At 47.7% G+C, this 26,651-nt stretch carries 26 protein-coding genes; 14 read left to right on the top strand and 12 right to left on the bottom strand.

Translation table 11 applies throughout. The features are described 5' to 3' along the window. Window positions 1–62: 62 nt before the first annotated feature. On the bottom strand, window positions 63–986 hold the full coding sequence (locus ABXR35_RS02565; RefSeq protein ID WP_367055016.1) for a LysR family transcriptional regulator: 924 nt from the start codon (window positions 984–986) through the stop codon (window positions 63–65). Between the two features lie 340 nt (window positions 987–1,326). On the opposite strand from ABXR35_RS02565, the gene ABXR35_RS02560 reads away from it, so the two are divergent. The 8 genes from ABXR35_RS02560 to ABXR35_RS02525 all read left to right on the top strand — a co-directional run bounded on the left by ABXR35_RS02560 (window position 1,327) and on the right by ABXR35_RS02525 (window position 8,435). Continuing rightward, a complete protein-coding gene (locus ABXR35_RS02560; protein ID WP_367061098.1) occupies window positions 1,327–2,547 on the top strand; it encodes an APC family permease in 1,221 nt (406 codons plus the stop codon). Window positions 2,548–2,743: 196 nt separating this feature from the next. After that, a complete protein-coding gene (locus ABXR35_RS02555) occupies window positions 2,744–3,289 on the top strand; it encodes a hypothetical protein (RefSeq protein WP_367055013.1) in 546 nt (181 codons plus the stop codon). Window positions 3,290–3,553: 264 nt separating this feature from the next. Next, window positions 3,554–4,306: a response regulator transcription factor gene (locus tag ABXR35_RS02550; protein WP_367055010.1), complete on the top strand. Its 753-nt coding sequence runs from the start codon at window positions 3,554–3,556 to the stop codon at window positions 4,304–4,306. Next, the gene (locus tag ABXR35_RS02545) at window positions 4,303–5,655 is read left to right on the top strand and encodes a sensor histidine kinase (protein WP_367055007.1); all 1,353 of its coding nucleotides are present in this window, start codon (window positions 4,303–4,305) and stop codon (window positions 5,653–5,655) included. Before ABXR35_RS02550 ends, ABXR35_RS02545 begins: the two co-directional genes overlap by 4 nt. Window positions 5,656–5,822: 167 nt before the next feature. Further along, window positions 5,823–6,077 (top strand): SunI/YnzG family protein, encoded by a 255-nt coding sequence (locus ABXR35_RS02540; RefSeq protein WP_367055004.1) that lies wholly within the window; start codon window positions 5,823–5,825, stop codon window positions 6,075–6,077. Between the two features lie 202 nt (window positions 6,078–6,279). Continuing rightward, window positions 6,280–7,029, top strand: coding sequence for a CTP synthase C-terminal region-related (seleno)protein (locus ABXR35_RS02535; RefSeq protein ID WP_367055001.1), 750 nt, complete (start codon window positions 6,280–6,282; stop codon window positions 7,027–7,029). Window positions 7,030–7,093: 64 nt separating this feature from the next. Further along, window positions 7,094–7,906 carry an adenosylmethionine decarboxylase gene (gene speD / locus ABXR35_RS02530; protein WP_436669313.1) on the top strand — a complete coding sequence of 271 codons (813 nt, stop codon included), beginning with the start codon at window positions 7,094–7,096 and terminating at the stop codon, window positions 7,904–7,906. 10 nt (window positions 7,907–7,916) lie between these two features. Then, window positions 7,917–8,435 (top strand): DUF6985 domain-containing protein, encoded by a 519-nt coding sequence (locus ABXR35_RS02525; RefSeq protein ID WP_367054995.1) that lies wholly within the window; start codon window positions 7,917–7,919, stop codon window positions 8,433–8,435. Window positions 8,436–8,695: 260 nt separating this feature from the next. On the opposite strand, the gene ABXR35_RS02520 is transcribed toward ABXR35_RS02525, so the two are convergent. From ABXR35_RS02520 to ABXR35_RS02505, 4 genes are all read right to left on the bottom strand, one after another. Then, window positions 8,696–9,358, bottom strand: coding sequence for a cyclodeaminase/cyclohydrolase family protein (locus ABXR35_RS02520; RefSeq protein WP_367054992.1), 663 nt, complete (start codon window positions 9,356–9,358; stop codon window positions 8,696–8,698). 172 nt (window positions 9,359–9,530) lie between these two features. Further along, a complete protein-coding gene (gene cysW / locus ABXR35_RS02515; protein WP_367054990.1) occupies window positions 9,531–10,406 on the bottom strand; it encodes a sulfate ABC transporter permease subunit CysW in 876 nt (291 codons plus the stop codon). A 3-nt stretch (window positions 10,407–10,409) separates the two neighbouring features. Continuing rightward, the gene (gene cysT, locus ABXR35_RS02510) at window positions 10,410–11,276 is read right to left on the bottom strand and encodes a sulfate ABC transporter permease subunit CysT (protein ID WP_367054987.1); all 867 of its coding nucleotides are present in this window, start codon (window positions 11,274–11,276) and stop codon (window positions 10,410–10,412) included. 179 nt (window positions 11,277–11,455) lie between these two features. Continuing rightward, entirely contained in the window at window positions 11,456–12,547 is a 1,092-nt protein-coding gene (locus ABXR35_RS02505; RefSeq protein WP_436669312.1) for a sulfate ABC transporter substrate-binding protein, read from the bottom strand. 585 nt (window positions 12,548–13,132) lie between these two features. On the opposite strand from ABXR35_RS02505, the gene ABXR35_RS02500 reads away from it, so the two are divergent. Then, the gene (locus ABXR35_RS02500; RefSeq protein WP_367054984.1) at window positions 13,133–14,119 is read left to right on the top strand and encodes a Gfo/Idh/MocA family protein; all 987 of its coding nucleotides are present in this window, start codon (window positions 13,133–13,135) and stop codon (window positions 14,117–14,119) included. A 209-nt stretch (window positions 14,120–14,328) separates the two neighbouring features. Continuing rightward, window positions 14,329–16,428, top strand: a complete 2,100-nt coding sequence (locus ABXR35_RS02495) for a YheC/YheD family protein (RefSeq protein ID WP_367054981.1) — start codon at window positions 14,329–14,331, stop codon at window positions 16,426–16,428. Between the two features lie 245 nt (window positions 16,429–16,673). Here ABXR35_RS02495 and ABXR35_RS02490 read toward each other — a convergent pair whose 3' ends face one another. The 3 genes from ABXR35_RS02490 to ABXR35_RS02480 form a co-directional block, all read right to left on the bottom strand. Continuing rightward, the gene (locus tag ABXR35_RS02490; protein ID WP_367054978.1) at window positions 16,674–18,539 is read right to left on the bottom strand and encodes a cadherin-like domain-containing protein; all 1,866 of its coding nucleotides are present in this window, start codon (window positions 18,537–18,539) and stop codon (window positions 16,674–16,676) included. Between the two features lie 225 nt (window positions 18,540–18,764). Further along, complete coding sequence (locus tag ABXR35_RS02485) at window positions 18,765–19,202, bottom strand: HD domain-containing protein (RefSeq protein WP_367054975.1); 438 nt, start codon at window positions 19,200–19,202, stop codon at window positions 18,765–18,767. 140 nt (window positions 19,203–19,342) lie between these two features. Then, window positions 19,343–20,059, bottom strand: a complete 717-nt coding sequence (locus tag ABXR35_RS02480; RefSeq protein ID WP_367054972.1) for a DUF4241 domain-containing protein — start codon at window positions 20,057–20,059, stop codon at window positions 19,343–19,345. Between the two features lie 318 nt (window positions 20,060–20,377). Between ABXR35_RS02480 and ABXR35_RS02475 the strand changes: the two genes are divergently transcribed. Further along, on the top strand, window positions 20,378–21,148 hold the full coding sequence (locus tag ABXR35_RS02475; RefSeq protein WP_436669345.1) for a threonine/serine exporter family protein: 771 nt from the start codon (window positions 20,378–20,380) through the stop codon (window positions 21,146–21,148). Window positions 21,149–21,187: 39 nt separating this feature from the next. Continuing rightward, entirely contained in the window at window positions 21,188–21,610 is a 423-nt protein-coding gene (locus ABXR35_RS02470; RefSeq protein WP_367054969.1) for a threonine/serine exporter family protein, read from the top strand. Window positions 21,611–21,667: 57 nt separating this feature from the next. On the opposite strand, the gene ABXR35_RS02465 is transcribed toward ABXR35_RS02470, so the two are convergent. Genes ABXR35_RS02465 through ABXR35_RS02455 form a run of 3 tightly spaced genes read right to left on the bottom strand, consistent with a single transcriptional unit; the run spans window position 21,668 to window position 23,545 of the window. Next, the gene (locus ABXR35_RS02465; protein ID WP_367054966.1) at window positions 21,668–22,036 is read right to left on the bottom strand and encodes an immunity protein PIM1 family protein; all 369 of its coding nucleotides are present in this window, start codon (window positions 22,034–22,036) and stop codon (window positions 21,668–21,670) included. A gap of 30 nt (window positions 22,037–22,066) precedes the next feature. Then, window positions 22,067–22,558 (bottom strand): hypothetical protein, encoded by a 492-nt coding sequence (locus ABXR35_RS02460; protein ID WP_367054963.1) that lies wholly within the window; start codon window positions 22,556–22,558, stop codon window positions 22,067–22,069. A 3-nt stretch (window positions 22,559–22,561) separates the two neighbouring features. Beyond that, a complete protein-coding gene (locus ABXR35_RS02455; protein WP_367054960.1) occupies window positions 22,562–23,545 on the bottom strand; it encodes a DUF4261 domain-containing protein in 984 nt (327 codons plus the stop codon). Between the two features lie 333 nt (window positions 23,546–23,878). Here ABXR35_RS02455 and ABXR35_RS02450 point away from each other — a divergent pair, with 333 nt between their 5' ends. Both ABXR35_RS02450 and ABXR35_RS02445 read left to right on the top strand, forming a co-directional pair. After that, complete coding sequence (locus ABXR35_RS02450) at window positions 23,879–24,400, top strand: DinB family protein (protein ID WP_367054957.1); 522 nt, start codon at window positions 23,879–23,881, stop codon at window positions 24,398–24,400. A 108-nt stretch (window positions 24,401–24,508) separates the two neighbouring features. After that, window positions 24,509–25,600, top strand: coding sequence for a M24 family metallopeptidase (locus ABXR35_RS02445; RefSeq protein WP_367054954.1), 1,092 nt, complete (start codon window positions 24,509–24,511; stop codon window positions 25,598–25,600). Window positions 25,601–25,820: 220 nt separating this feature from the next. On the opposite strand, the gene ABXR35_RS02440 is transcribed toward ABXR35_RS02445, so the two are convergent. Continuing rightward, window positions 25,821–26,585 (bottom strand): queuosine precursor transporter, encoded by a 765-nt coding sequence (locus ABXR35_RS02440; RefSeq protein WP_367054951.1) that lies wholly within the window; start codon window positions 26,583–26,585, stop codon window positions 25,821–25,823. Window positions 26,586–26,651: the final 66 nt, after the last annotated feature.

Below are 26,651 nucleotides of genomic sequence, written 5' to 3'. Positions count from 1 at the left end.
ATTATGAACTATTTTTCAACCAACCCTCAGATTGCCAGCAAGGAAGATGATCGCCATAGCGCTTATAGCTGACTATGTGCAAGCTGTGCCGATTGGCGCCAGCGTTCGGCATGCTGATGAGTCATTTGGACGAAACGGCTTTGTGCGGGAGACTGCCACTTTTTCGTATGATAACTAATATGGGTGCAGACACGCTGGTCGGTATCGTCCCAGTTCAATGCAACCATTTTGCCTTCTTCCAGCTCACGCTGTACGGTAATAAGCGGTAAAAATGACAACCCCAGCCCCGCCATTACGCACTGCTTAATCGCTTCATTACTCCAAAACTCAATACTCGGATCTGGGAAAATGCCGTGTCGGTTCAGCATCTTTTCAAACAGAAGTCGATAGTTGCAGCCTGCTTCGGTATATAGAATCGTCTCATACCGCAGATGATGCGGCTCAACCTTCGGTAATGCCGTTAAAATATGATCCGGTGGTGCGACTAGCGTCATCTCCTCTTCCACCAGCATGTCTACCTTTAACTCGTAATCCTCCATATGTGGCTGTAGCAAAAACACAATGTCCAGCTCACCCCGCCGCAGCATTTCATGCAAATCCTCACACGCACCCGGCTTCAAAATGATCTGTACCGCCGGATATTGCTGCCGAAATTCCTTGATAATCGGCGGTAGACGGAATGCAGCCAGCGATTCTGGCGCACCGATATGCAGCACCCCACCGATCTGATCGCCTGAAATAATCGCCTCGCGTGCCAAATTGTGCATACGTGAAATCTCCTGCGCATACGGCTGCAAACGCCGCCCTGCATCGGTCAGCAAAATCCGTTTATGAATCCGATCAAATAATGGCGTACCCAGTTCCTGCTCCAACGACTGAATCTGTGCGGTAACACTGGATTGCGCATAATCCAGCTTACGCGCCGCAGCTGTAAAACTTCCCGTTTCCACTACCGTTAGAAACGTAAACAAATGACGTGATTCCATCTCTGATCCTCCTCGTTTTACTCTCTATTCTTTCTTCCATCGGAAATACCGATGAACAGCATTCGTTATATCCGTTTTACCGATGCTTCTATTATCTGCTACGCTGGAACAAATAACAAGGAAAGTTGGGAAACTTATGACCCTTTCGCGTAATACTGGTTCTCATTCAACCGCATCCTCATCGTCTTCGGCTTCCCGTTCGACTTCATCTCGCTCTGCAGGAGTGTCTGCATCGGCAGCAAGCACTGCTGCGGTTGCAGGTTCAGACGCAGCTACTGCATCTCACTCCTCTACTACATCCAATGACAAGGCTAGCGGTCATCTGGGTAGAACGATCAATATGCCACAAGCGGTGGCTCTTTATATCGGTGCAGTCGTTGGCTCCGGTATTCTAATTACGCCCGGCATCACCGCGCGGATGGCAGGTCCCTCTGCCATTATCGCTTGGGTATGTATGGCGCTGCTGATTTTACCGCTCGCGTTATCGATGGGATTATTGTCAGCACGGTATCCAAATGCGGGCGGGGTATCGCACTTTGTCTCGCTTGCGTTTGGTCCAAGACTAGGAGCATTGATCGGCTGGTTTTTCCTTATGTCCGTGCCGATTGGTGCGCCAGTTGCTGCGTTAACGGGTGCTGGTTATTTGACCGCAGCGCTTGGCTGGAGCGAGCCGGTACGCATTACGATCGCCGCTGCGCTGCTGCTGTTCAGTTTATTAATCAATTGGATTGGCTTTCAGCTTGCCGGGAAAATTCAGGTCGCTGTCGTCGGTGCGATTATTCTCGTACTCGGTCTTGCAATCGTCGTCGCTATACCGGATATAAAGGTATCCAACTTTACACCGTTTATGCCGCATGGCTGGTTTAGTGTCGGTCAATCGGCAGCGATGCTATTCTGGTGCTTTATCGGCTGGGAAGCAGTATCGCATTTATCCGAGGAATTCAAGGACCCACAAAAGGCAGCCGTACGCGGCGTCATTATTGCTGCTTCCATCGTTGGCATATTGTACTTGCTGACTGCCATCGTTACGATTGGCACACAAAGCTATCTGAATGGTGCGGATGCTTCGCTTGTTCATTTGATTGGTAGCCGTCTGGGAATCTGGGGTGCGGCGTTGTCAGGCTTAACTGCCGCTTGTATTTGTACAGCAACCACCGTCGCTTATATTGGCGCTGCATCGCGAGTCGCATTTGCCTTATCGCGTAACGGATATGCTGCCCGTCCGTTCAGCCATCTATCGCCACGTTTTCGCACACCGACCGTAGGTATCACCTTTTTAGGAATATGTTTTGTGATCATTCTATCGCTGTATGCGACTGGCTTACTTCGATTGGAATTGCTGCTGCAATTGCCGAACTCTGCTTTTATCCTAACGTATCTCGCTGGTTGTGCTGCGGGTATACGCTTGTTATGGAAAGAGAAGGTGGGACGCTGGATTAGCGGTATCTCGTTTTTGTTTACACTGATCGTCTTTCCGTTTACCGGCTGGGCGATTCTGTACCCGCTGGCGATTACGATCTTATTCTGGCTATTCACTCGTAAACGGGCAGTACAATCGTAATTTCATTTCATACACTTTTCACACATCTCTCCCATTGTTCTCACATAATCCCTTGTTAAGATGAACTTACATCAGCAGTTGACAATACAGTTTGCCGACAGGGCGCACCGCTTCAAACCAAACGTACAAGCGACAACGTACCTGAAAGCAAAACAACTTCGATGGCAAACAAATCTATTAACGAGGTGACCTACCAATGAAAAAATGGACAAAGAGTGTAGCAGCATTACTGACAGCAGTGAGCGTACTGGGCGGAGCAAGCAGCGTATTCGCAGCAACTCCTACAACGACAACACCGGTGAAAAAAGTAGCTGCAACTTCCGCAGCAACAACAAAAACAGCACCAGCTTCTGCAACAAAAGCGACTTCTAAAACACCGGTAACCTCGACTCACAAAGCGACAGCTGCAACAACGAAGTCCACAGGCAAAACAACAGGTGAGCACAAAAAAACATCCGCAACACACAAAGCAACAACTGGCAAAAAGAAAACCAGCAAAACAGCGGCTCATAAAGCAAAAGCAACTGCTCACAAAACAAAAGCAACTGCTCATAAAACCAAAGCGGCTACTCACAAAGCAAGTGCAGCTCATAAAAAAGCAGCTCACAAAGCTAAAAAAACCGCTCATAAAGCAGCGCATCATAAAGCAGCTCACAAAACGGCTCACAAAGGTAAAGTGACTGCTCACAAAACAGCACCTGCTAAAAAAGCTACAACTACTAAAACAACTTCCCATAAATAAGAATAAGGCTTGATCCTTACCCTGGATCATTCCCTTTACATCAATCGGTCACACGCTCCAAAGGCTCCCTGCGTTTGATGTTGATTCAACAGCCTGTCAATGCCCTGATTGACAGGTGGAAAAACTCGCCATAAAAAGACGGAACTTCCCCCGGAGTTCCGTCTTTTTCTTTACCTTTTTGTCATCTTCTTAGCTTTGATCTTTCCCCCTGTCTTCTGATACATTAACAATGACATATGTAACTATCCATTTCGAGGTGACCCCATGACCCGTATTTTTGTCGTCGATGACGATCATTATATTTTGCAGCTAATTGCTGGCTATTTGAAAAAGGAACAATACGAAGTAACATCGTTTGCCCACGGTGGTGAGCTGGTTGAGCAGGTCAAGAGTGAACATCCAGATTGCCTAATTCTTGATATTATGCTGCCGGGCATTGATGGGTTGACTCTGTTAACTGAGCTACGTACCTTTACCGAGATGCCTATTATCATTATTTCGGCGCGCGGCGAAGAGGTGGATCGCCTGAACGGGTTAGAGCTGGGCTGTAATGATTTTCTGAGCAAGCCGTTTAACCCACGCGAGCTGGTGGCACGCGTAAAAAGTATGTTGCGCCTCATTCGCAGCACTCGCATGGCGGTCGGCAACGAGCTGAATCCTATCGATGCAGCGATTCCTACCCTTCCCGGCAATAGCATGCCGCAGCATGCTTCCTATATGAGTGCAGGCAATGTGCAGCTGTCCGAGGAATTCCGGCGCGTACAAGTACAAGAGCAGGAATTATCGCTGACTGGACGTGAATTCGAGCTGCTGTTATTTCTGGCACAGCATTTGGAGCGTCCATTTAGCCGCGAGCAATTGATCCAGCAGGTATGGAACTATGACTTTTTTGGCGAGGTACGCGTGGTGGACGATCTGGTCAAACGCATTCGCAAAAAGCTGTCCCAGCATCACTCTACGCTGACGATTGATACCGTCTGGGGCTTTGGTTACAAGGCTGCGGTACATCATCCATGAAGACGATCCGCGGCAAAATGCTGATTGCCTTGCTGGCGGGCATGCTGGTGACAGTCGGCATTACCGTCTTCTTTTTTATCCGACTGCTGGACGATATTTTGCTGAATCAGGTCAAGCAGCAATTGCAGGATCAGACACTCAAAGCGGTGCACATGGTTAATTCGGATGATCTGGAAAGTCTGGACAGTGACAGCTTCCGCTTTTTTATCAAGGATGTGCTGTTTTATGCCGATTATTTTGTGCTGGATACGCATGACAAAGTGATCGCTTCCAGTAATTCCGGTCAGGTAGGTAAGACGATGGTCAATTTCCCTACTGGACGTGAGGGCATTATGCAGATCGGCGGCAATAAAGTACTTTACAGTGAAGCCAAGCTGTCGCATCAGCCATTCCGGGTGATCTTGTACTCTCCGCTCTCTTCGCTGCGCGCACTGTATATTCCGTTGATGCGAACCACAATGCTATCGATTGCAGCAAGCTTTATCGTTATTTTGCTCATTGGACTGTTTGCTGTTTGGCGGACGGTACAACCGCTCAATCGCCTCAAGGAAGCCGTGAGTCAGTATGAACCACATCTGATGGATCGGGAGCCTTTTTTGCAAGCGGATCATACGGAGATTGGCGAACTGATCAGCACCTTTCAAGTGATGGCGGATCGGCTACAGCTGCATCATCGTCATCAGCTGGAATTTCTGCAAAATGTATCGCATGAGCTGAAGACGCCGTTAATGTCGATTCAGGGCTATGTATATGCTATTCAGGATCAGGTGATGCCTGTAGAGCAAGGATTGGATGTTATCTCCGTCCAATCGCAGCGGCTAATCGATATGGTCAGCAAGCTGCTTCAGCTATCTCGACTCGAAAGTGTAGATGAAGAATGGCCTATTACAGAAGTCGATTTGAAAAGTATGGCTGAGGAGGCCGTCTATTTGCTGTTACCAGCGGCAGGTCAGCAGGGCATACAGCTGTATGCCGAAGGTAGCTCTCATACTGTGCCGATTGCAGCGGAGCAGCTGTTTCAAATTTTGCTCAATCTGCTGCAAAATGCCATTCGTCACAGTACATCACAGGTGAAAATTGTATTGGAATGCCCCGATGACGGGATAGCAGATTGGATGATGCATATTGATGATGATGGGCCGGGATTGGCAGAATCGGAGCGTGAGCATATCTTTCGCCGCTTTTATACCGGAACGAACGGAGTCACAGGGCTTGGGCTGGCGATTAGTAAGCAGATTGCTACCCGATTACATGCCGATCTGGTCTATAGCCCTTCACCGCTTGGTGGTGCGCGTTTTAGCATCATTCATTATCCACAAGTTGCAGCCAATGGTAGTAAAGGTGCTTGACACACCCTTTCAAATGGGTAATCTAAAGATATAGAGACATATTCATCATTGTTTAGACGCGACGCGCATAAGCATAGATTGGATCGTCTCTATTTTCTTTTTTAGCGTTCTTTTTCCGCTTTGTTTTTCAGCGTGACCATTCTGTTGAACCAGAAGGAGGAATTGCCATGACTGGTATCAAAATTGCCCGCGATGACAATCAGCTGACCATTGACTGGCAGCAGTCCAAGCTGGAAATCCCTCTGCATGAAGCCGTCTACGTAGCGCTGGATCAAGACATGGTAGCTTCGGAATGCCACCCTGCCCTGCTGCACACACCTTATGGCACACGGGAGCGGGTGATGATTCAGACGGGCAAAGATACGTATCTGCTGTTAAATGGCGATCGGATCACCGTTATGAATCGTTCTCATCGTCACTGATAGGAGTCCCAAGTCAACCATCTGCAACAAAGCAATTGCGGTAGCGATTCTGTGGTAGCCTTTGTCCTATAACTGAATGGCACCACTGCTGATGCAAACCACAATTTTTGACTGCCTTTCATTCTTCCATTACAATAACGTTTTAATCTAGCTGCCGATCCATGATGGCAGTATTCCCAGAGTGAAAGGTGGTCTCTTTTTCATGCTCAAAATCGGTATTATCGGCGACTATCAACCGGAAGTAAAAGCTCATATCGCAATCCCGCAAGCCATTGCCAGAGCAGCAGAGGATTTACAATGTCAGACAGAATTGCAGTGGTTGTCTACACCGGAACTGAATGATAAGACGATTCCGCTGTTATCGAATTATGATGCAATCTGGGCAGCTCCAGCAACACCGTATATTCATATGGAGGGCGCACTCCAAGCCATCCGTTATGCCCGAGAGCAACAGATTCCTACGCTGGGTACCTGTGGCGGATATCAGCATCTATTGATTGAATTTGCCCGTCATATTTTGCATTTACAGGAAGCGGATCATGCCGAATCCAACCCGGATGCCGAGACACTGATCATTACTCCGCTTACCTGCTCCGTGAATGAACAGACTCATCATTTTGTATTAACACCACAATCCCGAATTGCCCGCATATATGGCACGACAGAGGTTAACGAGCAGTACGGCATTTGTAATTATGGATTACATGCACAATATGTAGACTTGTTTGCTGAGCACGGCTTTCGTATTACCGGCAGGGATTTGAATGGTGAAGCTCGTATTGCTGAGTTGGATGGTCATCCCTTTTATGTGGGTACGCTGTTTCAGCCAGAGCGGTCAGCATTTCGCCAGATCGTCCATCCGCTGATTCGTGCTTTTTTACATAGTGCACTTCAACTTCAACAGTCACAGACAGTGGAGCGTGTTGTATTAGAGTCTCCACAGTCCGAGTAAGTCTTGAATGGGTAAATAAATACCAACGTGATCCGTTCAACGTACATTTTATTAATGGGAGGTAATGATTGTGGGCTTGACCAAACAGCAGCGTATTCAGCTGCACAACTTTAACAATCTGACCAAATCACTCAGTTTCAATATGTACGATATTTGTTATACTCGCACCAAACAGGAGCGCGAAGCCTATCTGGAATATATCGACGAGCAGTATAATGCGGATCGGCTAAGTGGCATTCTGACCAATGTGACCGATATTATCGGTGCGCATGTACTGAATATCGCCAAGCAAGATTATGTACCGCAAGGGGCAAGCGTCACGATGCTAATCTCGGAAGGTCCGGTCGAGACGGCGCCCAATGCTTCATTTGAGGAATCCCCAGGACCGCTACCGGAGCATGTGCTGCTCCATCTCGACAAAAGTCATATTACCGTGCATACCTATCCCGAATATCATCCCGATGAGGGCATTAGTACCTTCCGCGCGGATATTGATGTATCTACATGCGGTGAGATTTCTCCGCTCAAGGCGCTGAATTTTATGATCCATTCCTTTGATACAGATATTATGACCATGGATTATCTAGTACGCGGGTTTACGCGCGACATTGAAGGCAATAAGCTGTTTATTGATCATGATATTAGCTCGATTCAGAATTTTATTCCAGATGAGATCAAGGATTTGTATCAGATGATCGATGTGAATATTTATCAGGAGAATATTTTCCATACGAAATGTAAACGCAAGGAATTCGATCTCGATAATTATCTGTTCGGCTATACAAGCGATTCGCTGTCTCCAGAGGAAAAGCAGCATATCACCGATCGGCTGACGCGAGAAATGAACGAAATCTACTATGGCAAAAATATGGGCTAAGGAGTGAACGATGTTGTCCTCTGCATTACTGAAGGAGATTACTGAAAAGCAAGGGTATCTGAGCGCCGTGTTTGACAGTTCGCTATTTCAGCAGCGTATTCAGGTGAATGCAATCGAGCCGGACATTCCACTTCTCTACGCGGAACGCTGTGCGACGGCGTTTGAGTCGTTGAGCCCGGCAGTATTGCAGCAGTTGTACCGATACAGTCATGATTATTGTATCGACTTTTGCGAATATGTGGGTGAAACGCCGCCAGCCATTGAACAGCCAGAGCAGATTTTGCAATATATATCTCCTATGAGCATGGAGATTCCAACGTTGCCAGAAGCCCATACAGCAGAAACGGCTGAGCCTGTGCTGCATCTGGAGCTGAACTGTGAATGGGAGCCGGAGCATGGGTTGGAGTGGTTGATTCGTGGCAATGATATTCTGTATGTAGGCAGCTGTGAGATGCTGCAAGAGTGGAAAGACAAGAATTATTACCGCGAGTATGGCGGCAATTATGCATTTGGCAACAAGCTGGACTAGTACAAGAGATGTACAACGAATGTACAGAAAAAATATACCGAAAGAATGTACAGCTACATGTATAGCTAGTGTATAGCGAATCGAATATATGGATATTGGAACATGATCTGCATACCTTTATCCATAAACAAAGCCCCTTATCCGGTATAGCCATGAATGATCGGCTATAGCGAGTAAGGGGCTTTATCTAATTGTATGGTCAACGATGGATTTTCGCCCGTTTCGTTATCCTTTTGGATCGTATGCAGTCTAGCATCATTTCAGGCATTTTCGTGAATCCGGCGTTGCACCTGCTCCATTAGCTCCATTTTGCGGTCGATAATCTTATTCATCAGCACATTAGCATGACCAGCATACGCCTGCTTTTGATCATCGTCTTTTAATGTAACCAGATTGATATTCACGGTCAGCAGGGAGCTATGTGCCGCTGCTTCAAACAGGATAATACCGATGCCCACATCCGACAGCACCGTGCGATTACAAACGTCGATCAGCGGTGCAGCGCTGTACATACCGTATAAGCAGCATTCCATCAGACGTAGCGGCGTATCAATAGACTGGATGCGCGTCTCGTACACCGTCTGCTTCCGCTCCTCCTGCTGCTCTGGTGTCAGCTTGGGCAATTGCAGCGCTTCGATATACTGCCCGAACGCTTCAATATCCTCCGCCATCAGCCATTCGCAGGCAGTCGAGATATACTCCATATCCTGAAGCGCCTGCGCTACATGCTGTTCAATATGCTCATATCCTTCGCCTTGGGAAAAGTTTGCCGTCATCGAGGTCATTGCCGCACCTAATGCAGCGACGATGGAAGCAACGCTGCCTCCGCCCGGTGTTGGTTCCGAACGTGCCAGCTGTTCCATGATCCGCCGAAGCGGTTCGTCCCATGAAACGGTATTCAATTCCGCTTGTTCTACCTTCATGTGAATTCCCTCCTCTAACAGGCATTATCCATGTATTACCCATTTGGCAGGAGCTTGCCTATCGTTAAAACGTCTGTTGGCATATTTATTTTACAACCGCTTCCAAATAAACTAGATCTATTGTGAGCATATGCACGGCTTGTCTGCGGAATAACGGACGGACTAAGGAAAATTACGATTGATGCGTAGCGCGCTCCATTTTCCATTCCAATATTGATTTTAAGATCAGAATCAACAAAGCCAGCAACACGAGAATGGACGACACCGCAAACGCGGCAGCAAACTGATATTCATTGTACAAAATCTCGATATGCAGCGGCAGTGTATTCGTCTCGCCGCGAATATGACCGGATACGACAGAGACAGCGCCAAATTCGCCCATTGCCCGCGCACTGCACAGCACGATGCCATACAGCAGCCCCCATTTGATATTCGGCAGCGTCACCCGCCAAAAGATCTGCCAGCCACGAGCACCGAGACTAACCGCCGCTTCCTCCTCCTGCGTTCCCTGTGCTTGCATCAATGGCACTAGTTCCCTTGCTACAAACGGTAAGGTGACAAACACCGTCGCCAGCACCATGCCGGGCAGTGCAAATACAATCTGAATATTATGCGCATCCAGCCACGGTCCAAGGAAGCCCTGCGCCCCAAACAACAAAATGTACACCAAACCCGAAATAACTGGCGAAACGGCGAACGGAATATCGATGAGTGTAATCAGTGCATTTCTACCACGAAAACGAAATTTACTAATTGCCCATGCTGCCGCAATACCGAATACAGTATTGAGCGGAACTGCAATACAAGTAATCAGCAGGGTCAGCTGCAAGGCAGACAGCGCATCTGGATCGATGACCGCGGCTTCATACACCTCCCAGCCCTTTTGAAAAGCTTCGATTAGAATACAGATCAGCGGCAATACGACAATCAGCACCAAAAACAGCAACGCTATACCGATCAGCGTCCAGCGTACCCCACTGGATTCCGTCCTATGTCGAGGCTCCCTGCGAGAAGATACTGATGGGACTGACGATTGGACTTCACTCATTGCTTAGCTCCCTTCCACTGCGCTGCGGTTGATCCGCCATTGCAGTACATTAATCAGCAGCAGCAAAAGAAACGAAATGATGAGCATAACCAGTGCCACCGCAGCCGCACCAGCATAATCATACTGCTCCAGCTTGGTCATAATAAGCAAAGGCGCAATCTCGGTCTTGAGCGGCATGTTACCGGAGATGAATACAACCGAACCATACTCTCCAATCCCCCGTGCAAAAGCGAGTGCAAATCCAGTCAACAGCGCTGGCCATAGCTCCGGCAAAATGACTTTGAAAAAAATCTTCAAACGATATGCGCCCAGCATCACTGCTGCTTCCTCAGTATCCTTGTTCAAATCCTGCAACACCGGCTGCACCGTACGAACAACAAACGGTACACCGATAAAGATCAGCGCAATCGTAATACCAAGCGGTGTATACGCGATCTTGATACCGAGCGGCGCTACCAGTTGACCAATCCAGCCATTAGGCGCATAAATCGTACTAAGCGCAATGCCCGCCACCGCTGTCGGCAACGCAAAAGGAAGATCAATCAGGCTGTCGATCAACCGCTTGCCCGGAAAACGGTACCGCACTAGTACCCATGCTAGTAGCAGACCGAATACCAGATTGACCAATGCAGCGGCAAATGCCGTCAAAAAGCTAACCCGATACGATGCAAGCACACGCGCCGCCGTGATCGTCTCCCAAAATCCACTCCAGCTCAATTCGGTCGTTTTGATCACCAATCCAGCCAGCGGAATAAGCACGATCAGACTCAAATAAATAATAGTAAAGCCCATAGACAATCCAAAACCCGGCAATATACTACGTATTCGGCGCGATGATGCTCCCGGCCGCACCGCTACTTTTGTACTCATCCGCTTCCCCCCTGTAAACAGTTACGGCTGCAGCGTATGCCGCAGCCGTCGTTGACTCCTCTTGCCATCCATGTTGATGATTGTTTACGTTCGTCGCTGCTTATGATTCTCTGACACCCTTTACTGTTCATGGGGGTGCTCAGCTATATCGCGATCTATGGATCATCTTCTAGTAGGAATTAGGAACCCGGTGTATAAATCTGGTCAAATACGCCACCGTCGTTGAAATGCGTTTCCTGTGCTTTTTTCCAGCCACCAAAATCCTTGTCAATTGTTAGCAGCTTCATATCCTTGAATGTATCCTTATACTTGGCAGCAATCGTTTGGTTAATCGGACGATAGAAATTTTTGGCAGCGATCTCCTGTCCTTCATCCGAGAAGAGGTATTCCAGATATGCCTTTGCTACTTCCTGTGTGCCATGCTGTTCAGCCACTTTATCGACGACAGCTACTGGCGGCTCTGCCAGAATGCTGATGGATGGATACACAATCTCGAATTGATCTGGTCCCAGTTCCTTTTGCGACAGCAGCGCTTCATTTTCCCATGCGATTAACACATCGCCAATGCCTTTTTCGACAAAGGTAGTAGTGGCGCCGCGTGCGCCTGTATCCAGTACTGGTACGTGCTTGAACAGCTCGGACAGATATGCTTTTGCTTTCGTTTCGTCATTGTTGTTCTGCTCTAGCGCATATCCATATGCCGCCAAATAGTTCCAGCGTGCACCACCAGAGGTTTTTGGATTCGGCGTGATTACCTGTACATCTGGTTTGATCAGATCGTTCCAATCCTTGATGCCTTTGGGATTGCCTTTGCGGACTAGAAAGACAATGGTCGATGTGTAAGGCGAGCTGTTATGCTCAAATTTACTTTGCCAGTCGGTAGGCAGCAGCCCTTTGTCAGCGATGGCGTCAATGTCATAGCCCAATGCTAGCGTAACGACATCGGCTTTTAATCCGTCGATCACGGCGCGTGCCTGCTTGCCAGAACCACCATGCGATTGTTTGATTGTGACATCCTGACCGGTTTTGCCTTTCCAGTACGTCTGGAATGCTTTGTTATATTCCTCGTACAGCTCGCGTGTCGGATCATAGGATACATTCAACAGCTCGACCGAACCTTTGCCATCACTACCAGAAGAAGCATTGCTGTCAGTGGAGCCATTTCCACAAGCACTTAAAACCAACGTGAATAAAAGTATGGCTGACAATACGCCAGCAGTTTGAATACGGAAAAACCTGCCTTTTTGTGGATATGCTTTTGTCTGTTTCAAATCCAACACCCCATCTTTGTCATTTGATTGCCTGTCCCAGCCATTCGGTTCATCCATCCATAACATCCCTAACCAACAATTCCTACCTTAATACTAAGTTATGAATGAACTTTATCAGCATTGATCATTTTATTCAATATGAAAAGAAGAGATTTGTACGGCGTAGCTTATCGAAATTTATGATGAAATAGGAGGTTGTATCAGCTTTTTCTATCTTGGTCTGGAGCGTTGCCGAAAACGGTACCAAATAACACTTTGTCAGCGTACAGTTTACTCAGTTATAATAGAGAAGTAGTTTGCGAGGCTTGTTGGTGTGGATGAAGATATTTCGCTGCATCACAGTAGCAAACGGGTAGTATACGAAACATAAGGTATCGTCCACATTGAAGATACTTTTAAAAAGCAATGGAATAGCAGATCGACGGGTTTACGCCCGAATTGTATATGAATTCACTGTATTCCATTCATGTGTACATGCAATCGCACGGATATTGGGATGTCAGGCAGCATCGTTTTCTGCTGATGGCAACCATCTAATCCGCTAGCGATCCACTCCAATCTATACACTACAGAAAGGGCGATGGTATGGTCCGCTTTGGTATCATTGGCACAAACTTTATTACAGAGCGTTTTATTGAGGCTGCAAAACGCAATGACGATTTTGAACTGACTGCATTGTATTCGCGCACCGATGAACGGGCTGCGCAATTTGGACAGAAACACGACATTCCGCATCATTACACCGATTTGCAGGAGATGCTGGATAGCGGCAATGTGGACGCTATTTATATTGCTAGTCCCAACTCGCTGCATGCAGAGCAAGCGATTCAATGTATGGACAATGGCAAGCATGTGCTATGCGAGAAGCCGCTGGCATCCAATGTAGCAGAAGTGCAAAGCATGATCGATGCAGCACGCCGCAATGGTGTGACGCTGATGGAAGCGATCAAATCCGCGCTCATGCCGAATTTTGTAGCACTGCATAATAGTCTGCCTAAGCTGGGGCAGGTTCGACGTTATTTTGCCAATTATGGTCAATATTCATCCCGTTATGATGCCTACAAAGAAGGGAATATTCAAAATGCGTTTCGTCCCGAATTTTCCAACGGCTCGCTGATGGATCTGGGTGTGTATTGTATCTATCCGCTGGCAGTGCTGTTCGGTCGCCCGAATACAATACGCGCTACTGGTGTCATGCTGGAATCGGGCGTTGACGGCGAAGGCAGCATTATCGCTTCCTACGATGATATGGATGCAGTTGTCATGTATTCCAAAATCACCGACTCTTCCCTGCCATCCGAAATTCAGGGTGAGTTGGGCAGTATCCGCATCGACAAAATTAGCGAACCCAATCAAATCGTGATGACCTATCGCGGCGGGTTTGCCGAGAATCTGCATGTGACTCAATACGAGCCGCCGATGTATTATGAAATCCGCGAATTCCTTGATCTAATCGCCGAAGGGCGTCAGGAATCTGAGATCGCCTCTTGGGAAAGCTCGCTGATTACGGCAGAGATTATGCAAGAAGCACGCAAGCAGCTGGGGCTCGTTTATCCGGCAGATGTAAAATAAATAGGGTACTTGTATCGGTACAACGATGCAGGTTCGCGATCAACTGGATCAGATGGGAAAAGGAGAGCGGAATGCTCTCCTTTACTGTATCCAATGATATTAGCAGCGATGATTGATAACACTCAAATGATCCGCCATCCTGCGCTTACATAGCACTTGGCAACGCCTGCCTGTAGGAAGATGCCTGATTTGAATGGAGGAGAATGCTTATGACGGACATCGGGGTTTATCATCCGGTACATCCTTTGAATATATTACCTGCCGGACGGGTAGAAGCGCTTGTGCAAGCGGCACAGCAACAACATATACAGCTGCTCTTTTTTGATGAAGATGGTATCGATCTAGATAAGCGAACCGTGCAGGCAATGATTCCCGATCCAGAGCAGGAGGGAAATTGGTTGCTACGTTCCTGCCCATTGCCTGAGATTGTCATGAACGAAATGGCGCGCTTACCTGCCGAACGTTCTCCTGCGGAACAGCGTTTGAATCGACTTGTCACCTTTACATCTCATCCGATTCATGCCAAGCAAAAGGTGCAGCACATGCTGAGTGAGCTACCGCAATGGAGTGATTGGATTGTTCCCACCACAGTCTGCACCGGCATCGACAGTGTACTCCAGTTGTTGGAGCAGCAGCGCGATTTGATCTTGAAGCCAGATCAAGGACGTCAAGGACAGCATATTGTGCGAGTGCGCTTAACCGACAATGATCGTTATAGCTGGCAAACCGGTAATACGTCATTGATTTTGGAATTGGATGGATTGCGTCGACTTGCCGAGCCACTATTGGAGCGTCAAACGTATCTGATGCAGCCGTATATTCAAAGTATCACCGAAGATGGACGTCCATTTGATTTTCGCATTCATGTGCAGCGTGGACATGAGGGCACCCTGCAATTGACAAGACTGTATGTGCGTTATGGAGAGCCTGGCGCAGTAACAAGCAATCTGGAGCAGGGCGGAGCGACTGCAGAATGGACACAATGGATCAAGCAGCAGCATCCACAGCATGCTGACGATTATATTGCCCGTTTGCCAGACATTGGCTTGCAGCTGGCACATGATATTGATTCATTCTATGATTATCCGCTAGATGAGCTAGGCATTGATCTAGCGCTAGATCGGCAAGGCAAATGGTGGTTTTACGAAGCGAATACCGCACCACAAACACGTGAGCATGAACGGGAGCGTGCAGAACATGCAGTCGCTTATGCCGCCTATGTATCCCAACGTCATCGGTTGCTGGATTCACTGCCGAAGCTGTCGACGGATCATCAGGTGATTGGCTTGCTCTCCCTGCAACAGGCGGATGATACGGAATATCTGTTTATTGAAGCATGCTCGGCAGTTGCCCGATTGCATGATGCCGTGCTGGTACGTATATATGCGAGCGATATTTTCTATCCCCAACAACGGGTGCTTGGTTATGTATGGGAATATTCGCGTTGGGTAGCATATGATTGTCCGTATCCTGATGTACTGTTTGATCGTTTGAAAAAACGTGGTATCGCTGCTTATTCACGTATGTACGCCGAATTGGCGCATATCCCTGCCACCCACGAATTGAAAAGTGGCTCCATGAGTAAGATGCATATTTACCGTTTACTACAAAAAGCACCAGAATCGTTGCAATCGCTCTTGATTCCATTTCATGAATCGGTCCATCCCAAACATATTATCCAGTTTATCCAAAAGCATCAATATACGGTGTTGAAGCCGGACACCGGATCGCATGGACAACATATTTTCAATATTCGGCAGTTGGACGACGGTGGTTATGAAGTGTATGACCAGTCGTATTTGCACCAGCTGGATACACAGCAATTACAGCAATTCGTATCGATGACGATTGGACAAGGTTATATTTTGCAGCGATTTGTGAATAGCTCCACTGTGCAGGATTATCCGTTTCACCTGCGAACACATGTGATGAAGATTGCCGATGGTCAGTGGGACGTTGCCTTTGTGCAACCCTATGTGGCGGTATCGGCTTATCGCAAAGTGACCAATCATGAGCAAACGCTGAGGGTAGCCACCAAATGGGATTGGTTTCTCAATCTGGAATATGGAGAAAAGCAGGGCGGCACGATGGACCAACGTATTCGCGAGCTAGCTATAGGTGTCGCCGCTTATCTAGAGCCGCTACTGAAACGACGCTTCCCAGAAGTAGCAATTGACATTGGCATTGACCGCGAGCGCAATATTTGGCTGTTTGAAGCGAACTTCAACCGAATCGGTAATTCGTTCCACGCGTTTGAAGTGGCAAAGTACGCTGTACCTTATGCTCTCTCTTTGATTCCGCTACAATAGCTAGGAGTTTATTGCAGTTCTGATTAATGATCATATTGATTCTGATTGCTTTCGATTTTAGTGGTCTCTATTGTCAAATAGACCATGTAAGATCGCGAATATACGTGGAATATATCTCATTTCATAAAAAGAGCCTCTGCTGTTGAATACAATCAACATTGCAGAGGCTCTTTCGGTTATCAGTTATGGTCGCAATTGAGTATTGCTCTGTATACTCTTTTCTTCCCAAAACTCAATGGCATGGTTTATTGATTCAGCAATTTGTTGTTTTGCAGCCATTTTACGAGTGTGGAGGCTCCTTCGTTTTGCGTGACAACAGGATTGGCGGTCAGTGCTGAATCGCCAGAAGACACAATACCAGAGTCATTACCATCGTTCAACGCTTGTTGAAGTTCGGCTTTTGCCCATTGGCTGGCTGCTGTATTGGTCGTTGTTGGTATGGTTGAGCCTGCTGCTGTATCTCCACCCAATCCATATACATTGGCAGCCCGTGTCAGAATAATAGCCAACTGTTCACGGCTGATGACACGATCCGGTGCAAACTCCGTGCCAGAGATGCCCTTCAAAATACCTGTTGCAGACAATGCTTGAATTGCACGGGTTTCCGGTGTATCGGATGCCAGATCGGCAAATGATGAAGTGGCTGTCGATTGGCTTGTGTTAATACCTAGCGCAGACGCCAGATATTGCGCTAGCTCGCCGCGTGTCATTGCAGAATTACCGCTGACATTTACCTGCTGTGCTTGTGGTACGATTTGTTTTTGTTTTAGCAATTGCAGCTCAGAGGAATCACTACTGTTGGCAGTCGGTGGTGTTGCTTTGACAATTTGCAATGTTGCACTTGCCAGTGCATGTACAGAGGCATTGCCATTTTCATCAAAGGTAACGGGTACGACATACGAATTGCCGTTGGAATCGGTCGCCATACCTACATAATCACTACTATTTCCACTGACATCTGGTACAGCTACGCTAAGTTGGATATAACGATTGGCATAATCGGTGACCGTTGTTTGTTGATCCCCATTCGCAACCTGTACACTCACCTGATACGCCGTACCATTAACTGCGCCAGCCATATTGGCAGCAGGAGTGGAGACTTTTTGTGCACTAATCATCCAGTTGGATTGATCAGATGTATTTAGCCCTCCGTTTTGTACTAGCTTGTTCAAGGCAACGGATGGAATATAGATGCTAACATCACCGGTTTTCACCGCAAAACCATTTTGCTTGGACAACAGGCTTTGCACAACAGCACCACTGAAATTGATCTGATACTGCTGTTTACCTTTCACTGCAGAGGCATCGATTGTTACCGTTTTGTTTGGTTGAGAATCGTTTACCGACTGACGAATCTGATCGGTCAGTACATTCAATACTGCCTGCTGATCACTTGACTGTGGAGTCAGTACTGCTGCACCGCGTGTGCGTGCACTGTCGGTGCTGCTATCGGAATGAACCGCATCGATGGTGGTAATACCACTGGTAGGCGATGTAGTCGTCGATGATGGGCTGGATGGTGTAGTCGTTTGTGGCTGGGTCGATGGTGTAGATGAAGAACGAGATGAGGTTGTATCCTTGTCTTTATCTTTTTTCACTTCAATTGTTACGGTTGCCGGGTCGGATGTATGATTTTGCAAATCGGTCACATAATAGGTAAAGGTATACGTGCCTGCACTATCGCCATTGTACGTAAAGTCACCAGTATTTGCATTCAGTGTCAGCGTTCCCGAAGCAGGTTGACTGCCGATATAGTAAGTCAATTCATCATCGCTATCTTCGTCGCTTGCCTGCAATTGAGCGGTCAGTACAGACGACTTTTTCACAGCAAAGCTCATCGCGCGAGCAATGGGAACAGAACCGCTCTCGCCATGTGTCAGCTTGGATGATCCTTTGAAAAATTGCTGCTTAAAATAAGCGATAGAATCACCGGTATATACTGTTGGCTGATCCGTACTCACGCTGTAAGAAGTGGAAGAGGCTCCAGACGATGTGGTCACGCTCTGTGCTTGTGTCATACTCGGTGCAGCGGCGAGCCCAGTAGCCAAAATGGATGTGCTAGCAAGATGGATGACTTTTTTGGCCGTTGTCTTCTCTTTCTGTTTCTTCATACTCCTCATAACCCCTTTGACCGATAAAATATAAATAATTAACGAAACAACTATTTAATTACTTATCGGATGAGTTGAGGGCTTTTATTAGATGGTTTTTGTCGTACAAAGTCGAAATTTCATCAAATTTATACATAAATTAGAAAAGATAAAAGTGATAACAAAAAAAGCTACGCCTGTCATGGCGTAGCTCTCCTCTCTTCCTATGAACGATGTATCATCAACTCAATGCGCACCTTGCGTCTCCGTCATCAATTCATCGAGCGCACGTCCATACTTGCTCAACCGCTCCATATCCTTGACAGATGGTTCGGTGTTACGCGACGGGTCCATGTTATCCTCAATATCGGCAATCTTCACAGTACGGGCGATTGAATTCTGTTTGGCACGTCGCACGAAGTCATGATAATCCTCACCCTCGCGACGGCTCATCGCTTGCACCGCCTCTACGATTTCCTCAGAAAAGCCTTCGGCAGCGAGATCATGAGCGGTTACATCGGTATCCTCTAGCACATCGTGCAGAACAGCGACAATCCGTGCTTCCTCGGAACTCATTTTCAACATTACCCGTAATGGATGCAAAATATACGGCTGACCACCACGATCCATTTGACCGGAATGGGCGCGTGTTGCAACAATAATGGCTCTATCTAGATTACTCATCTTCAACTCTCCTCTCCATAACATGTAAATCTATTGTTAGTGGCTATGCTAGTTATTACAACAGGCACCGCCGGATGAATCACTTCTCCAGCGGTGCCTATTTAGGTTAGGGCTATATTATGATCTCTTATACGTCGTCGTCAGTCGGGATATACATTAAAATCAGTCACCAGCTGGGCGCAGCTGCCATCGGCGGCATAGCCGATATAGCTGTGATACACACCATTACCAAATCCACTAGAAAACAGCGCCATATTGTCGCCAGTATCCAGTTCTGTTACGAGCCAACTGCGGCTTGGACGGAACGTTTCAATAGCTGCCGATTCCCAAGCGTCCATCAGCTCCTGCGCTAATTCTGGATTATCCAGCTCCTGCTGCTCTGCGAGCCAGCGATAGGTGCGAGCATCCAGATAGCTACCAGTACCAGAATCTACGGCAAATCCCCAACGTGCTTGTTCATACAGATTGTTCGGATCGGCATCGGGGCTAAATTCGCGCTCCGCGCCTTCCCAGCGTGCCACTGGTGCATCACTGAATATCACACGGGCAAAAGCGACCCGTTCATCCACGGGAGTCTGGCGATTCTCTCGTTGCTCCGCTGGATCGGTAATGCAGGCAATCGACAGCTCTACAGGGAAAGATCCTGTGGGGAATTCCTGCACAAATGGGGTTGATTCGATGAGGCTATACGGATCATCGGCCACGATTTTGCCTGTAGTCACGCGCAGTTCCCCGATAGACTCGGTATAAAAAGCAAGATTGCGTCTCTGGCCTCTGCGGAATTTGACCTGCTCTAGGTGAAACCCTCTCTTGAACACTTCCTCCAGTACCTTACTCTCATGTAACACCTTGTCCATCTTTCTTTCCTCCCTTGTTCGCTGGATGTTGTGGATTACATAACATTATACCCCTCTGACTGCAAGAAGAAAGATTTTTTATTGGATATTCCTAAAAAAATCATACATTTTTTTGAATTTGGACAAGAAATGTGAGAAAAATTGGGGAATATCGCAGCGATTGTTTACATCCCATGTAGGAAATGATTATTTTCAAGGATTTGCGTATATGTTTCAGCAAGATGGGTCTTTTTACAATAACTTGTTCATTCTAAGGATTGAATGATTGTGAAGGATCACGCATAATGTGATAGATGAATGTTCAGGAGAGGATGGAGAATAGGCTTGGATCAACCGTCAACGTTCAGCCGGGCGATTAACGAGATTATGGATACATGTATGCTGGCAGGGCAAATCATGCTGCAAAGCGGCGCCGAGACCTACCGCGTGGAGGATACGATGAACCGGATCGCCGATGCGTATGGCATGCCCGGCGCGCATAGCTATGTAACGCCGACAGCGATCATGTTTTCCACGACCGGTGCTGAGAGCGCACGACTGGTACGCATAGATGAGCGAACAACCGATTTGCATAAAATCGCACAGGTCAACGATATTTCGCGCCGCATCAGTAGCGGCGAACTGAGTGCGGACGAGGCGTATACACTACTGAAGGTGATCGAGGCAGGACCGCCCGAATATCCGACATGGCTCAAAATGCTCGCTGCTGCCATTGCCAGTGGCTGCTTTACGATTATGTTTCAAGGCAGCTGGGCAGACTTTATCCCATCTGTGATCGCCGGATTTTTCGGCTATACCGCAGCCCTTTATTTGCACAAATGGGTACAGGTGAAGTTTTTCGCTGAATTGTCGGCTGCCTTTTGTATCGGACTGCTGGCTTCGATCTTTGTCGAGTTTCATATTGGACGCGAATTGGACAAAATTATTATCGGCTCTGTCATGCCGCTGGTTCCGGGTTTGCTGATTACCAATGCGATTCGCGATCTGATGGCAGGTCATCTCGTATCCGGCATTTCCAAAGGCGCAGATGCCCTGCTAACCGCCTTTGCCATCGGTGCAGGTGTAGCGATTATTTTGACATTTGTGTAGCTCCAGCAGGTCTGGACAGAAAGGCAGGTTATTATGTACATGCTGGCTCAGCTTGTGACCAGCTTTATCGCTTCCGCTGGCTTCGGCATTCTGTTCAACGCACCGCGACGTTCGCTGCTGCAATGCGGAATCTCCGGTATGCTTGGCTGGATGGTGTATATTTTGCTGTATGAGCATATGAATCCGATTGCGGCGACGCTGTTCGCCACTTTTATCGTCGGTGGGATCAGTCAGATCTTCGCACGCATTTATAAGACACCGGTCATCATCTTCAGCGTTGCTGGTGTGATTCCGCTCGTTCCGGGCGGATTGGCGTACAATTCCATGCGCCATTTTGTAGAAAATGATTATGCTTCTGCCACCTCACTGGCTGCGCAGGCTGCCATGCTATCCGGCTCGATTGCGCTCGGTCTGGTGCTATCGGAAGTGTTTAACCAAATGATACGCCGTGCTGCCCGATAACGGGTGCACGGCGTATTTGGCATACAGATATGCTATTTTACTGTTCTCATGTATCCGTCAAGCAGGTAGACGCTGCTCTGCATAACAAGCTGCCAGCCAGTGAACAAATTCATCCTCTAACCCCAGCAGATACGCGCAGAAGATCAGATCCACATCATCTGCGATATACGCAGCCAAATCAGCGCTGCCAGAGCCTCGAATCACTTGTTCAAAAGCAAGTCGACTCCATTCGGTCACCTGTTCCTGCTCCACCGGCTTCAGACCGTCACGATGCAGCTTCTGATACGCATGAATCCAAGCCGTATCAAAATCAGCACTGTCCCGGTATTCCAGATACGCTTGCTGATCTAACAGTTCCCATAATCCGTCCGACAACAGCTGCCCTTGCTCCAGCCGAGGTTGAATTATTGAAATCAGTGTTCTCACTTTATCATTCCCCTGCTTCTGTCCTTACGTCTAATGACACGACAGACGTAGCCACATATTCACTTCGTCCAAACCGGTAACTACCGCCTTGACCATATAACCCGGATAGCGTGTTTCTGGCGGCACAGCAGCATTGCATTCGCGATCATCGATAATACCGTACGCATCATTGGGCAGACTCACAATCACGCCCTGTGGATAAAAGACCTCAATAATCCCACTCACCACATCGCCAAACTGGAATTTGGCTTTGGTCTTTTCCCAAGCCCGTCGATGAGACGCAGTTGCTTGAGTCCATACCTGCTCAAACTGCTCACGCGAAATATCCTCGCCCTCCGCATCGTCCATACTCTGATCAAACTCCTGATCATACAGACAGAAATGCAGCTCCTCATCCGGGCGACAGGAAACGACCCAGCGCTCCTCGTCCTCAATTACTTGACGCAAGACGGTACGCTCGCTGTCCACCTCAAAATAATAATTTTCATCACTTTCTTCAAAGCGTAATCGATAATAGTCCATGAATTAAACCTGTTCCTGTCCACCACCGGAATGTCCAGATTGCTGATGACCGGCATAATAAGTTTGACCCGGGTCCAGATCAAGCACAACTCGGCGCGGCGCAACCAGTGAATACTGATGCTCCACCCTCCAGCGCTGATCCTCCTGCATTCCAATCGTTTCTCCGTCGGCAATAATGTCTCCCTGATGGTAAATATAATCCGCTACATTCATCAAAAATTGCGCCACTTCCGCTGGCTCCATATCATAAAAATGACACTGTACATCCGGTACGCCTAATGCGGATAATCCACAGCTGTCCATCACCATTTCACGGCGTTCTTCGTCGGACGGAATGCTGTACAGCCGGATATTCAGCGCGCCATATAGCTGCTGATCCTGCTCTAGCGCCTGCAACAATGCATCGGCTGAGACGATCTTATCGCTGGCATTGTAGTACACCGCATCACATGGAGCCACCTCCAATACTGCACGCATCACCTTGTTAAACAGCGATAAACGCTGCTGTGGTGGCATGCCTCTTGCCATCATATCCGTCAGCAGCAATTCATAGCTACACTGCTCTAGGACAGCTCCCGCCTCTGGCCAATGCCAAGATTGCTGAATCGCCGTCTCGTACATAGATGGCAAAGGAGCGGTTGTTGCTGGCATTAATACCGTTTGTACTGGCATCGAGCCTTCCTGATATTCTAATGTATGATTGAGATGGAAGAAGTGATAATGATCTTCCTGATCTTCTTCGGAATGTTTGCTTGCTTCATTGCGTGCTTCCCAGACGGCAAGCGTCTCTTCTGCATCTTCTTCCAAATCCTCAGCTGTACGCACAGGTCCTGTATATTCCAACACTTTGGCATACAATGCTTCACGGTCGATGACTGGCTTTTCTTTATAAAGCAGCTGGGCAGTGTAAATGGCGGCATAGCCGTAGTCTTCCTCCATTTCACGCTGTTGCTGCGAGTCCGGCTGACCGGGTTCCATTGATGTCATGATCATGCTCCCTTCACATTTCGTTTTACGATTATTGGGGGTCTGCTTCTCCCTATTACCCTGATTGCAGCAGTATTGAATTATTTAGCAGCAACCACGGTATAAGCGGAAGATAGGTAAACGATTGTTAATGCTGCACTATGTACATATAAGCGGTCACAGTTCTATTCGTGATAGATGGTGTATAATCCTTTATAACAGCTTGGAAAGACACATCCGCGTTTCAATGCTTCATCGAACGGGGTACTCTGCAATTATAATCCGTGCTGCTCTCTGTGGACAGTATTGGATGTCCGAGCTTGATCTGTATCACCAACCCAAGGAGGTATTGTTATGATTCATCCTCATACTATTTCTGTTCGTGAACAAGTCTGGAACTTTGTCGATACTCTGGATGAGACGATACTCAATGAACATGCTCAGCCTGATCAATGGACCATTGCGCAGGTACTGGAGCATATGTATCTTATGGAAACTGCCATCACTGAGCGTTTAACTGCTACATTACAGCAGGATGAGCCGACCCCGCCGCCATTGTCGCGTGCAGGCGGCGAGACGCCTACTTTTTACCTGACACTGGATCGTTCGCGCAAAATCCCAGCCCCTTCCCAACTTGTACCTGCAGATAAGCATGCCACCTTGCAGGAGCTGCATACGCGTCTGGATCGTTCGCGTAGCCGTCTGGAGCAAGTACTGGAAACCGCCGATCCAGAGCAATTGAAACAAAAAACGATGAATCATCCTGTATTTGGTCCGCTCACACTGGAAGAGTGGAGCGAATTTGTCGGTTTGCATGAACAGCGTCATCTGGAGCAAATCAAAGATATTGAGTCCGCATTGACTGCTGCCAGCTGATCGCAGAGTAGACGACTTTCGTTCATTCGGTGAACGCGCTACAATAGAAGAGTTGATATCTACTCAGAATCTGTATAACGATACAGCAATCAAAGGAGCTGCTAACCGATGGACGATAGAATTGCTACCCTGCGCGGGTTGATGAAACAGGCAGGTCTGGATAGCCTGCTGATTACCGATCCGAAGCATGTATATTATTTGACTGGATTTGCGAGCGATCCACATGAGCGTTTTCTTGGCTTATTTATTCCAGATGGAGACGAGCCGTTTATTCTGCTGCCCGCTCTGGACGAAGACAAGGCACGCAGCGTGTCGACTGTTGAACGTATTGAAACCCACACCGATACCGACAATCCCTATGTACGCCTGAAACAGTGTGTCAAAGGCAGTATCGGTAAGCTAGGCGTGGAGAAGGAACATCTGTCGGTCGCACGCTTTGAACAGCTGTCTGCCGAGCTAGGCGCTGAAAGCTACAGCGACATCGGCAGTCTGCTCAACGGCATGCGTTCCCGCAAATCGCCGGAAGAAGTACAGCGTATGATCGTTTCGATTCAAAAAATTGAAGAAGTACTGCGTCGCGGTCTATCCAGCGTGCGTGCTGGCGTGACGGAGATTGACCTTGTTGCCGAGCTAGAATACCAGATGAAAAAAGTTGGTGCTGAAAAAGCCGCTTTTGACACAATGGTATTATCCGGTCCCAATACAGCATTGCCGCATGGCGTGCCAGGTAGTCGCAAGCTGCAAACCGGCGAGCTAGTGATGTTCGATCTCGGTTTGTTTTACAATGGGTATGCTTCTGATATTACGCGTACCTTTGCGCTGGGCGATGTGGATGACAAGACGGCGAAAGTATACAATACCGTTCTTGCCGCCAATGAAGCCGCGATTGCTGCTACCCGTCCGGGTGTGACCTTTGCATCCATCGACAAAGCAGCGCGTGATGTGATTACGGAAGCAGGCTACGGTGATCGCTTTATTCACCGTCTGGGTCATGGGCTTGGTATGGATACGCATGAATATCCGTCCGTGCATGGCGGCAACGAAATGCTGCTGGAATCCGGTGTGCTATTTACAGTGGAGCCTGGCATTTATATCCCCGGACATTGTGGTGTACGAATTGAGGATGATGTGATCGTAACCGAAACAGGTGTCGATGTGCTGTCCTCGTTCCCGAAAGAATTAACTGTCATCGGCAACTAAGTCGATTGACTGGAATTTTCGACTGGTATGATGAATCCGTGTGAACGGTAACGCCAACACTGGATAGATGCATACCATTCTCTGCACATAGCTATATTTCACACGTAGCTATATTTTCAAAAGAAAACACGCCATCCTCTACTTAATCAAGCTTGAGGCATGGCGTGTTTTCTTTTCCTAATAATCGACAATACAATCGACAATCTAAGAGAATACGATGTTACAGCGAATGTTGCGGTGGAGTAGATTCCACTTCGCCTTTGGCAGCAGCTGGACGAATCAGCAGCGGCTGATCCTCAGCAGGCACTTTAAAGCTGCGCGCCAAATACAGAAACGGCGTACCCACAGCGGTCAAAATGAATTTTAGAATATACGTGGTGAATAGAATCTCCAGCCATACTGACCATTCATACATACCAAGAAAGGCAATCGTGCAGAAGATCAGCGTATCGACAAACGAGCTGATCATCGTGCTGCCATTGTTGCGAATCCACAGCTGATTGGGTGCTGGGAATAAGCGGCGCAGCCAGCGATATAAACGTACATCCAGCAATTGACTGACCAGATATGCCGTCAGACTGGCAATCAGCAGAATGGAAATTTGTCCGAAAATCAATTCCAGTGCTGCTTGTGCATCTGAGGAAATATCCACCCCCGGTGCCACTTGGAATTTTAATGCCATCTGCATCACAATTGTAGTAACAATCAACGTGAAAAAGCCAAACCAAACGGCGCGTCGTGCCACTTTGGGACCGAAGCGCTCGTTCAGCAGATCACTTGCCAGATACATGCTCACATATAGCGTATTGCCTAGCGTCGTTACGACACCCGCTAGTTCAATTGTTTTGACCACTTGAATATTGGCGAGAATGGCGGCGATGGCGATCCAGCCGTACATGCCCTTAATGCCAAATAAGCGATAACTCAATACAAATAATGTATACGTAATAAGAACGAATAAAATACCCCAGCCTATATTGAACAATCTTATTTCCCCCTAGTTTTGATAACGCGGGATGGTTACGAACCGCGAAAATGGTGAAACATTGCT

Source organism: Paenibacillus sp. JQZ6Y-1, from assembly GCF_040719145.1.
GTDB classification, from domain to species: Bacteria; Bacillota; Bacilli; order Paenibacillales; family Paenibacillaceae; genus Saccharibacillus; species Saccharibacillus kandeliae.
Note: the sequence above shows the minus strand (reverse complement) of the source record. Positions and strands in the feature narration are given on the sequence as shown.